The following is an 11,078-nucleotide window of genomic DNA, read 5'->3' on the forward strand; positions in this document are numbered from 1 at the left end:
TCGCGGGCGAGCCCGCGAAGGGCCGCACAGCGGCCCCAACCCCTATTTCCCGCGAATCAACCTGCGCAAGGCAAACCGATTCGGGTGGCACGCCTCCGCCACCGCCCGTGGCAACGGCAGCGGCTCCCCGCACACCCACGCCGCCACCAGTTCGCCGCTCAACGGCGCCGTGATCAACCCGCGCGAGCCATGCCCGCTGTTCACATACAACCCATCCAGCCAGGGGCAGACCACATCCGGCACCTGCCGTGCATCCCGGCTCAGCACTGCATAGGCCTGGGCGAACGCCTGCGCATCCGCCACCGGCCCGACGATCGGCAGGTAATCCGGGCTGGTGCAACGGAACGCCGCACGCCCCTGCAATTGCCCGGGGTCCAACTCGGCCGTACCCAGGCGCTGGGCCAGATCGCCCGAAATCTCGTCCAGCAATGCCAGGTTGCCCTGGTGCTCGGTCACCGTCGGCGCCAGGTCTGTGCTGTGGAAGTCGAAGCTCGCGCCCAAGGTGTGTTCATCGCCGCGCGGCGGCGCTACATAGCCTTCCGCACACACCACGGTGCGCAGCGCGCGGCTGCTGGGGGTGGCCGGCAGGCGGGTGATCTGCCCGCGGATGCGCTTGAGCGGCAGCTGCGCGCATGGTTCGAAGCGCAGTACGTCGGCGGCACCGGCCAGCACCACCACCGGCGCGCTGGCCAGCAAACGTTCGCCAGCCCAGGCTTGCCACTGCCCGTCGACCTTGCGCAGCTCGAGCACCTCCTGGTGCGTCAGCAGGCGAATACCCGGGTGCTGCAACTGCTGTTGGCACAGCGCCGGCGGGTGCACCCAGCCACCTTCGGGATAGAACAGCCCGCCAGCCGGCAAGGCCACACCTGCGATGGCTTCGGCTTCTGCACGTTCCAGCGAGTGCAGCAGGCCATGTTCGAAGGCCCCAGCCAGTTTGCCCTGGCGTTCGGCTTCCTTGCTGTCGAAGGCCAGTTGCAGCACGCCGCAGGCATCCCAGTCATGGCCACGTTGCAGGCGCTGCAGCTGGCGCCGGGTGTAACCGAAACCGGCCAGGATCATCTGCGACAACGCCGTGCCATGGGCGGACAGCTTGAGGTACAGCACCCCTTGCGGGTTACCCGAAGCTTCCCGAGCCGGCGTGTCGTGGCGTTCCAGCACGGTCACCTGCCAGCCACGCCGTGCCAGGCTGGCGGCGGTGGTGCTGCCGGCGAGCCCGGCGCCTATCACCAGCGCTTCACGCGGCCCCGCAACGGCAGCCGGGCGCGCATACCATGGCGCACCGGGGCTGGGTACAGGGCCGACATAGGCGCCGCTCATCACTTCCCATTTCTTGCCGATGCCCGGCACCTTCTTCATGGCGAAGCCGGCATCGACCAGGCTGCGGCGTACCCAGCCGGTGGTGGTGAAGGTGCCTAGCACCGTGCCCGGGTGTGACAGCCGTGCCAGTTGCGCGAACAGCTCCGGGGTCCACATGTCGGGGTTCTTGGCCGGCGCGAAGCCGTCGAGAAACCACACATCGATCTGCGCATCGAGTTGCGGCAGCTGCTCCAGTACGTCGCCTATCAGCAGGGTGAGGGTGACCCGGCCGTTGTCGAAGGTGAACTGCTGGAAGCCAGGGTGCACCGCCACGTACTGCTCCAGCAGGGGCTGGCTGTAGGCCGCCAGTTCCGGCCACAGGCGTATGGCACGGGCCAGGTCGTCGCGACCGAGGGGGTATTTTTCGACGCTGACGAAATGCAGGCGGGCCTCGGCATGGGCGTGCTGCTCGAACAGTTGCCAGGCGCAGTAGAAATTCATGCCGGTGCCGAACCCGGTTTCGCCGATCACCACGCAGGCGTGCGGGGCGAGGTTGGCAAAGCGCTCGGCCAGACGGGTTTGCCCGAGAAACACGTGCCTGGTTTCTTCGATGCCTTCGTTGACTGCGAAATAGACGTCGTCGTATTGCCGCGAATGGGGGCGGCCCTGGTCGTCCCAGTCGATCTGGGCGTGCTGGAGGAGGGTGGACATGGTTGGCTCGGTTGCAGCGGATGGGCGGATTTTATGCCATCTGAGGATTTTGCGCTGGCTGTGCCGGCCCTATCGCCGGCACGCCCGCTCCCACAGGTACTGCACAAGCCTTCAAATCCGCTAGTCTTGCTTATCCATTGAAGGAGCCAGTGCATGTTCGAATCCGCAGAAATCGGCCACAGCATCGACAAGGAGGCTTACGACGCCGAGGTACCCGCTTTGCGCGAGGCCCTGCTCGAAGCCCAGTACGAACTCAAGCAGCAGGCGCGCTTCCCGGTGATCGTGCTGATCAACGGTATCGAAGGCGCCGGCAAGGGCGAGACGGTCAAACTGCTGAACGAGTGGATGGACCCGCGCATGATCGATGTGCTCACTTTCGACCAGCAGACCGACGAAGAGCTGGCCCGCCCGCCGGCCTGGCGCTACTGGCGGGCCCTGCCACCCAAGGGGCGGATGGGCGTGTTCTTCGGCAACTGGTACAGCCAGATGCTGCAGGGGCGGGTGCACGGGGTGTTCAAGGATGCCGTGCTCGACCAGGCCATCACCGGCGCCGAACGCCTGGAAGAGATGCTGTGCGACGAAGGTGCGCTGATCATCAAGTTCTGGTTCCACCTGTCCAAGAAGCAGATGAAGGCGCGGCTGAAATCGCTCAAGGACGACCCGCTGCACAGCTGGAAAATCAGCCCGCTGGACTGGCAGCAGTCGGAAACCTACGACCGTTTCGTGCGCTTTGGTGAGCGCGTGCTGCGCCGCACCAGCCGCGACTACGCGCCATGGCATGTCATCGAGGGCGTCGACCCGAACTACCGCAGCCTGGCGGTAGGGCGCATCCTGCTGGAAAGCCTGCAGGCGGCACTGGACAACAACCCCAAAGGCAAGCACCAGGGCAATGTCGCCCCGCTGGGCCGCAGCATCGACCAGCGCAGCCTGCTCGGCGCGCTGGACATGACCCTGCGCCTGGACAAGTCCGACTACCAGGAGCAACTGGTCACCGAGCAGGCCCGCCTGGCCGGCCTGCTGCGCCACAAGCACATGCGCCGGCATGCCCTGGTGGCGGTGTTCGAAGGCAACGACGCTGCCGGCAAGGGCGGTGCCATCCGCCGCGTGGCCGCCGCGCTGGACCCGCGCCAGTACCGCATCGTGCCCATTGCGGCACCCACTGAAGAAGAACGCGCGCAGCCATACCTGTGGCGGTTCTGGCGGCACATTCCGGCGCGTGGCAAGTTCACCATCTTCGACCGTTCCTGGTATGGGCGGGTGCTGGTGGAACGTGTGGAAGGCTTCTGCAGCCCGGCGGACTGGATGCGTGCCTACAGCGAGATCAACGATTTCGAGGAACAGCTGGTGAATGCCGGCACGGTGTTGGTCAAGTTCTGGTTGGCGATCGACCAGCAGACCCAGCTGGAGCGTTTCGAAGAGCGCGAGCAGATCCCGTTCAAGCGTTACAAGATCACCGAGGATGACTGGCGCAACCGCGACAAATGGGACGACTATGTCCAGGCGGTGGGCGACATGGTCGACCGCACCAGCACCGAAATTGCGCCGTGGACGCTGGTGGAGGCCAACGACAAGCGCTGGGCGCGGGTGAAGGTGTTGCGCACCATCAACCAGGCGCTTGAGGCGGCGTTTGCCAGGGACAAGAAATAATCGAAGTTCCTGTTTGCCTGTGCCGGCCTCTTCGCGGGTGAACCCGCTCCCACAGGAATACCACAGGGCTGAATCTTGCGTGATCCTTGTGGGAGCGGGTTTACCCGCGAAGAGGCCAGAACAGGCAGCACAACTGCCAAGCCATGCCGCAGAAGAATGACCTGATGAATTCTTTTCCCGGCACCCACCACCGTCCCCGCCCTCCAAGCCCGTAGAATTCAACCACCCCCACCACGGGCTCGATCGAGGATTTTATGCACACCATTACCGGCCGCTGGGGCTATGGCCTTTTCCTGGCACTTTTGACGGCGTTGCTCTGGGGCATCCTGCCGATCAAGCTCAAGCAGGTGCTGCAAGTGGTCGACCCGGTCACCGTCACCTGGTACCGCCTGCTGGTCTCCGGCGGCCTGCTGTTCGCCTGGCTGGCCGCCAAGCGCAGGCTGCCTTCCTTCAGCAAGCTGACGCCCAAGGGCAAAGGCCTGGTGTTAGTGGCCGTGCTCGGCCTGATGGGCAACTACGTGCTGTACCTGATTGGCCTGAACCTGCTCAGCCCGGGCACCGCGCAACTGGTCGTGCAGATCGGCCCGGTGCTGTTGCTGGTGGCCAGCGTGTTCGTGTTCCGCGAGCGCTTCAGCCTGGGGCAGGGCGTGGGCCTGCTGATCCTGCTGGCGGGGTTCGGGCTGTTTTTCAACCAGCGCCTGGAAGAGCTGCTGACCTCGCTCGGCACCTATACCACCGGCGTACTGATCATCCTGCTGGCCACCAGCGTCTGGGTGTTCTATGCGCTCAGCCAGAAGCAGTTGCTGACGGTGTGGCATTCGCAGCAGGTAATGATGGTGATCTACCTCAGTTGCGCCGCGCTGCTGACACCCTGGGCCCACCCGTTGGAGGCGTTGCAGCTGACCCCGGTGCAAGGCTGGCTGTTGCTGGCCTGTTGCCTGAACACCCTGGTGGCCTATGGCGCGTTCGCCGAGGCGCTGGCGCACTGGGAGGCGTCGCGGGTGAGTGCCACGCTGGCGCTGACCCCGCTGGTGACCTTTGTCGCGGTGGCACTGGCGGCCTTGGTCTGGCCTGATTATGTGCACGCCGAGGACATCAATGCCCTGGGCTATGTGGGGGCAGTGACCGTGGTGCTGGGCTCGGCGCTGGTGGCACTGGGGCCTTCGCTGGTGGCCGGGTGGCGCGCCCGCAGGGCGCGGTTGGCCCAGGCTCAATGATCGCCTGTACCGGCCTCTTCGCGGGTGAACCCGCTCCCACAGGCATCCCACAATATTCAGCCTTGTGGTAATCCTGTGGGAGCGGGTTCACCCGCGAAAGGGCCGGTAAAGGCAGTGCACGACTCAGCCCTTGCCCCCCGGAGCCAGCATGTTCTCCGGCCTCACCCACTGGTCGAACTGCTCATTTGTCAGGTACTTCAACTCCAGTGCCGCCTCGCGCAAGGTCTTGCCTTCGCCATAGGCCTTCTTGGCAATTTCTGCCGCCTTGTCATAGCCAATATGCGGGTTCAGTGCCGTCACCAGCATCAACCCCCGCTCCAGGTGTGCCGCCATCTGCTCGGCATCCGGCTCGATGCCCGCCACGCAGTGCTGCTGGAAGTTGCGGCAGCCATCAGCCAGCAATTCGATCGACTGCAGCAGGTTGTGGATGATCACCGGCTTGAACACGTTCAGTTGCAAATGCCCCTGGCTGGCGGCAAAGCCGATCGCCGCGTCGTTGCCCAGCACCTGACAGGCCAGCATCGACAGCGCCTCGCACTGGGTAGGGTTGACCTTGCCTGGCATGATCGAGCTGCCTGGCTCGTTGGCCGGCAGGCGTACCTCGGCCAGCCCGGCGCGCGGGCCGGAACCCAGCAGGCGCAGGTCATTGGCGATTTTCATCAGGGCCACGGCCAGGGTCTTCAGGGCGCCGGCCAGGCTGGTCAGCGGCTCGTGGCCGGCGAGGGCAGCGAACTTGTTCGGCGCAGTGACGAACGGCAGGCCGGACAGCGCCGCCAGCTCGGCGGCGATGGCTTCGGCAAAACCATGCGGGGCGTTGAGCCCGGTACCCACGGCAGTGCCACCCTGGGCCAGTTCGCACACCGCCGGCAGGGTGGCGCGGATGGCACGCTGGGCGTAGTCGAGCTGCGCGACGAAGGCCGAGACCTCCTGGCCGAAGGTGATCGGCGTGGCGTCCATCATGTGCGTGCGGCCGGTCTTTACCAGCTTGTGGTGGCGTGCCGACAGCTCGGCCAGCCCCGAGGACAGCTCGGCGATGGCCGGCAGCAGCTTGTCGTGCACCGCGTGCGCCGCAGCGATGTGCATGGCGGTGGGGAAGCAGTCGTTGGAGCTCTGCGAGCGGTTGACGTGGTCGTTGGGGTGCACGGGCGCCTTGCCGCCGCGGCCCTTGCCGGCCAGTTCATTGGCCCGACCGGCGATCACTTCGTTGACGTTCATGTTGCTCTGGGTGCCGCTGCCAGTCTGCCAGACCACCAGCGGGAACTGGTCGTCATGCTCGCCGCCCAGCACTTCGTCGGCGGCCTGTTCGATCAGCCGGGCGATGTCGGCTGGCAAGTCGCCGTTGCGGTCGTTGACACGTGCCGCGGCCTTCTTGATCAGCGCCAGGGCATGCAGCACCGCGATGGGCATGCGTTCCTTGCCAATGGCGAAGTTGATCAGCGAACGCTGGGTCTGCGCACCCCAGTAGGCGTCCTCAGGAACTTCGACCGGGCCCAGGCTGTCTGTCTCGATACGGCTCATTCTGTACTCACTCCCTTGTAGTTCGAAATCGCAGTTTAGGCCCTGATTCGACCGAGCGGTTCCGTCGCTCGTCGTGCCACTTGAGCACATCGCCACCACGGCGCAGAATGCTCTACTCTGAGGTACCCGCCTCCCTCTCTTCTGAAGGAAATGCAATGACCCGTCTCCGTGTCCTTTGTGCCGCCGTTGCCCTGGCTTGCGCCAGCGGCCAGGTACTCGCTGCCACCGCCAGCCACAACGCTGCTGCCGAGAAATTCCTGACCCTGGCCAACGCCGACAAGCTGGGCACCCCGGTGTACATGCAGGTCCAGCAGATGTTCGCCCAGCGTTTCGCCCAGACCAAGGCCCCGGCCACCAAGCAGCCGGTGCTGGAAAGCTACCAGGCCAAGGCCAACGCCGCGCTGGACAACGCCATCGGCTGGAACAAGCTGAAGCCGAAGATGGTCGACCTGTACACCCAGACCTTCACCGAGCAGGAGCTCAAGGACCTGGTCAAGTTCTACGAATCGCCGCTGGGCAAGAAAGTGCTGCGCGAAATGCCCAAGGTCACCCAGCAGTCGGCCCAGCTGACGCAGCAGAGCCTGGAGCCAGCGGTACCGGTGGTGAACAAGCTGCTGGACGACATGACCAAGGAACTGGACCCGAACGCTGGCAAGGCCGCCGCCCCGGCGAAGAAGTGAGTACGCCGCGATGACCATGCAACAGCGTATCGAACAGCAGCTGGCCGCCCTGGCGCCGCAACACCTGCAAGTGCTCAATGAAAGCCACATGCACAGTCGTGGTCAGGAGACCCACTACAAGGCAGTGATTGTCAGTGAGCAGTTTGCCGGGTTGAACAGCGTCAAGCGCCACCAGAAGGTGTACGCCACCATGGGTGAGCTGATGGGCGAGATCCATGCCCTGGCCATCCACACCTACACCGCCGAAGAGTGGGCCAAGGTCGGCGTTGCACCGGCCTCGCCGGTGTGCGCGGGCGGCGGGCACTGAAACCTTGTTGTTGTTCTGGTAGAATCCGCAACATCCCAAAAGGGGGCTGCTGTGCAGCCCATCGCCGGCAAGCCGGCTCCCACAGGTAAAGTGCCCTTCTTGAGTGTGGCGCAATACATGTGGGAGCTGGCTTGCCGGCGATGGGGCGCGCAGCGGCCCCCTGTTTCTTGTGTAACCCGGTCCGCCCCTTACGAGGGCAACCACTGGAGATCCTGCTTCATGTCCCAACCCATCGTCGTCGCGGCGCTTTACAAGTTCGTCACCCTGAAAGACTACGTCGAGCTGCGCGAGCCGCTGCTCAAGACCATGCTCGACAACAACGTCAAGGGCACCCTGCTGCTGGCCCATGAGGGCATCAACGGCACCGTGTCGGCCACCCGCGAAGGCATCGACGGCCTGCTGGCCTGGTTGCGCAACGACCCACGCCTGGCCGATGTCGACCACAAGGAGTCGTACTGCGACGAACAGCCGTTCTACCGCACCAAGGTCAAGCTCAAGAAAGAGATCGTAACCCTCGGCGTACCGGGCGTGGACCCGAACCAGGCGGTCGGCACCTACGTCGAGCCCAAGGACTGGAACGCGCTGATCAGCGACCCGGAAGTACTGCTGATCGACACCCGCAACGACTACGAAGTGGCCATCGGCACCTTCAAGGGCGCCATCGACCCGAAGACCGAAACCTTCCGCGAGTTCCCCGACTACATCAAGGCCAACTTCGATCCCAGCAAGCACAAGAAGGTTGCGATGTTCTGTACCGGCGGTATCCGTTGCGAAAAAGCCTCCAGCTACATGCTCGGTGAAGGCTTCGAGGAGGTCTATCATCTTAAGGGCGGCATCCTGAAATACTTCGAGGAAGTGCCTCAGGAAGAAAGCCTGTGGGACGGCGACTGCTTCGTCTTCGACAACCGCGTCACGGTGCGCCATGACCTGAGCGAAGGCGAGTACGACCAGTGCCACGCCTGCCGCCACCCGATCAACGCAGAGGAGCGCGCGTCCGAGCACTATTCGCCAGGGGTCAGCTGCCCGCACTGCTGGGACACCCTGAGCGAGAAGACCCGGCGTAGCGCCATCGACCGGCAGAAGCAGATCGAGCTGGCCAAGGCCCGCAACCTGCCGCACCCGATCGGTTACAACTACAAAGCCGAGGCTTGATGCATGTCTGCCCGCCTGATCTATGTGATGGACCCGATGTGCTCCTGGTGCTGGGGTTTCGCACCCGTGGCCGCGGCCCTGATCGCCCAGGCGCGTGACGCAGGCGTGCCTACCCGCCTGGTGCCGGGCGGGCTGCGTACCGGCGGCAGTGCCCTGGACAGCTCTACCCGCAAGTACATCCTTGAACACTGGCAGGCGGTGGCCGACGCCACCGGCCAGCCGTTCCGCTTCGAGGGGGCCATGCCCGACGGCTTCGTCTACGACACCGAGCCGGCCTGCCGTGCCCTGGTCACCGCCCGCGAGCTGGACGCCGAACGCGTCTGGCCGCTGCTGGCGCTGATCCAGCGTTCGTTCTACGAGCAGGGCGTGGACGTCACCATTGCGCCGCATCTGGTCGACCTGGCCGAACAGGCAGGCTTCGACCGCACCGTGTTCGCCGAGGCCTTCGCCTGTGCCGACACCCGCGCCGCCACTGTAGCCGATTTCAGCTGGGCCCAGGACCTGGGCATCGCCGGTTTCCCGACCTTGCTGGCCGAACGCAATGGCCAACTGGCCCTGCTGACCAACGGCTATCAGCCGCTGGAGCGCCTGCAACCCTTGCTCGGCCGCTGGCTGCAGCAGGCCGCCTGTGCTTGATGTGCCTGGGTCACCCGACCCGGTGCCGGGCAAGCCCCACACTGCGGCCGATCGACTGAGCTGGGCGGAAATCCGCCGCCTGGCCCTGCATCACAAGAAAAACCTCTGGTCCGCCAACTTCATCGCCGTATTGGCGGCCTGCTGCAGCGTGCCCATCCCGCTGTTGCTGCCGCTGCTGGTGGACGAAGTGCTGCTGGGCCACGGCGATGCCGCGCTGAAGTGGATGAACCACCTGCTGCCGTCCAGCTGGCAGGTGGCGGCGGGCTACATCGGCCTGATGTTGCTGCTGACCCTGTGCCTGCGCCTGGCCGCGCTGGCGTTCAACGTGATCCAGGCCAAGCTGTTTGCCGGCCTGGCCAAGGACATCGTCTATCGCCTGCGCATTCGCCTGATCGAGCGGCTCAAGCGCATCTCGCTGAAGGAATACGAAAGCCTGGGTAGCGGCACGGTAACCACCCATCTGGTCACTGACCTGGACACCCTCGACAAGTTCGTCGGCGAAACCCTGAGCCGCTTCCTGGTGGCCATGCTGACCCTTACCGGCACGGCGGCCATCCTGATCTGGATGCACTGGCAGCTGGCCATGCTGATCTTGCTGTTCAACCCGCTGGTGATCTATTTCACCGTGCAGCTGGGCAAGCGCGTCAAGCACCTGAAAAAGCTCGAGAACGACAGCACCGCACGCTTTACCCAGGCGCTGGCGGAAACCCTCGACGCCATTCAGGAAATCCGTGCCGGTAACCGCCAAGGCTACTTCCTCGGTCGCCTTGGCCTGCGCGCCCGCGAAGTGCGGGACTACGCCGTGGACTCGCAGTGGAAGAGCGATGCCAGCGGCCGCGCCAGTGGCCTGCTGTTCCAGTTCGGCATCGATATCTTCCGCGCCGCGGCCATGCTCACCGTGCTGTTCTCCGACCTGTCGATCGGCCAGATGCTGGCGGTATTCAGCTACCTGTGGTTCATGATCGGCCCGGTGGAGCAGCTGCTAAACCTGCAATACGCCTACTACGCCGCCGGCGGTGCATTGAGCCGCCTCAACGAACTGCTGGCACGCGCCGACGAGCCGCAGTATCCGGCGGCCAGCGACCCGTTCGCCGGCCGCGAGACGGTAGGTATCGAAGTACGCGACCTGCGCTTTGCCTATGCCGACGAGCCGGTGCTCGAGCACCTCGACCTGTCCATCGCCCCGGGCGAGAAGGTGGCGATAGTCGGTGCCAGCGGTGGCGGCAAGAGCACCCTGGTGCAGCTGTTGCTGGGGCTTTACAGCGCCCAGGCCGGCACCATCCGCTTTGGCGGTGCCAGCCTGCAGGAAATCGGCCTGGAAACCCTGCGTGAAAACGTCGCGGTGGTGTTGCAGCACCCGTCGTTGTTCAACGACACCGTGCGCGCCAACCTGACCATGGGCCGTGACTGCAGCGATGAGGCCTGCTGGCAGGCACTGCGCATCGCCCAGCTGGATGCCACCATCGCCGCCTTGCCGCAGGGCCTGGACAGTGTGGTGGGGCGCTCCGGCGTGCGCTTGTCCGGTGGCCAGCGCCAGCGCCTGGCCATTGCCCGCATGGTGCTGGCCGAACCCAAGGTGGTGATCCTCGACGAAGCCACCTCGGCCCTGGATGCCGCCACCGAATACAACCTGCACCAGGCCCTGGCGCGCTTCCTCAGCGGCCGCACCACACTGATCATCGCCCACCGCCTGTCGGCGGTGAAACAGGCCGACCGGGTGCTGGTGTTCGACGGCGGGCATGTGGCCGAGGATGGCGACCACCAGCAGCTGATTGCCGAGGGTGGGTTATATGCCAAGCTTTACGGGCACCTGCAGCAGAGCTGAATTTGTGGCTGCCTGTGCGGGCCCCTGTGGGAGCGGCCTTGCGTCGCGAAAGGGCCGCAAAGCGGCCCCAGACAATCAAGGCAGATGCA

Annotated in this window: 9 protein-coding genes; 7 read left to right on the forward strand and 2 right to left on the reverse strand. The window is 65.0% G+C overall.

Annotation, left to right across the window (positions count from 1 at the left end; all coding sequences use genetic code 11):
• Positions 1-42 precede the first annotated feature (42 nt).
• Positions 43-2,007: a bifunctional tRNA (5-methylaminomethyl-2-thiouridine)(34)-methyltransferase MnmD/FAD-dependent 5-carboxymethylaminomethyl-2-thiouridine(34) oxidoreductase MnmC gene (gene mnmC, locus KDB76_RS07670; protein WP_038409027.1), complete on the reverse strand. Its 1,965-nt coding sequence runs from the start codon at positions 2,005-2,007 to the stop codon at positions 43-45.
• Positions 2,008-2,160: 153 nt separating this feature from the next.
• On the opposite strand from mnmC, the gene pap reads away from it, so the two are divergent.
• Entirely contained in the window at positions 2,161-3,654 is a 1,494-nt protein-coding gene (pap, locus tag KDB76_RS07675) for a polyphosphate:AMP phosphotransferase (protein WP_013971440.1), read from the forward strand.
• A 254-nt stretch (positions 3,655-3,908) separates the two neighbouring features.
• Entirely contained in the window at positions 3,909-4,871 is a 963-nt protein-coding gene (locus KDB76_RS07680; protein ID WP_038409029.1) for a DMT family transporter, read from the forward strand.
• Positions 4,872-4,994: 123 nt separating this feature from the next.
• On the opposite strand, the gene KDB76_RS07685 is transcribed toward KDB76_RS07680, so the two are convergent.
• Complete coding sequence (locus KDB76_RS07685; protein ID WP_013971442.1) at positions 4,995-6,389, reverse strand: class II fumarate hydratase; 1,395 nt, start codon at positions 6,387-6,389, stop codon at positions 4,995-4,997.
• 155 nt (positions 6,390-6,544) lie between these two features.
• Between KDB76_RS07685 and KDB76_RS07690 the strand changes: the two genes are divergently transcribed.
• The 5 genes from KDB76_RS07690 (at position 6,545) to KDB76_RS07710 (ending at position 10,989) form a co-directional block, all read left to right on the forward strand.
• On the forward strand, positions 6,545-7,069 hold the full coding sequence (locus KDB76_RS07690; RefSeq protein ID WP_003259051.1) for a DUF2059 domain-containing protein: 525 nt from the start codon (positions 6,545-6,547) through the stop codon (positions 7,067-7,069).
• Between the two features lie 10 nt (positions 7,070-7,079).
• Positions 7,080-7,376 (forward strand): BolA family protein, encoded by a 297-nt coding sequence (locus tag KDB76_RS07695; RefSeq protein WP_003252644.1) that lies wholly within the window; start codon positions 7,080-7,082, stop codon positions 7,374-7,376.
• A 219-nt stretch (positions 7,377-7,595) separates the two neighbouring features.
• Positions 7,596-8,528: a rhodanese-related sulfurtransferase gene (locus tag KDB76_RS07700; RefSeq protein ID WP_038409031.1), complete on the forward strand. Its 933-nt coding sequence runs from the start codon at positions 7,596-7,598 to the stop codon at positions 8,526-8,528.
• A gap of 3 nt (positions 8,529-8,531) precedes the next feature.
• The gene (locus KDB76_RS07705; RefSeq protein WP_013971444.1) at positions 8,532-9,164 is read left to right on the forward strand and encodes a DsbA family protein; all 633 of its coding nucleotides are present in this window, start codon (positions 8,532-8,534) and stop codon (positions 9,162-9,164) included.
• Positions 9,157-10,989: an ABC transporter ATP-binding protein gene (locus KDB76_RS07710; protein WP_013971445.1), complete on the forward strand. Its 1,833-nt coding sequence runs from the start codon at positions 9,157-9,159 to the stop codon at positions 10,987-10,989. The genes KDB76_RS07705 and KDB76_RS07710 overlap by 8 nt, the downstream gene beginning before the upstream one ends.
• Positions 10,990-11,078: the final 89 nt, after the last annotated feature.

This window comes from Pseudomonas sp. JS425, from assembly GCF_018223845.1.
Lineage (GTDB): Bacteria > Pseudomonadota > Gammaproteobacteria > Pseudomonadales > Pseudomonadaceae > Aquipseudomonas > Aquipseudomonas asiatica.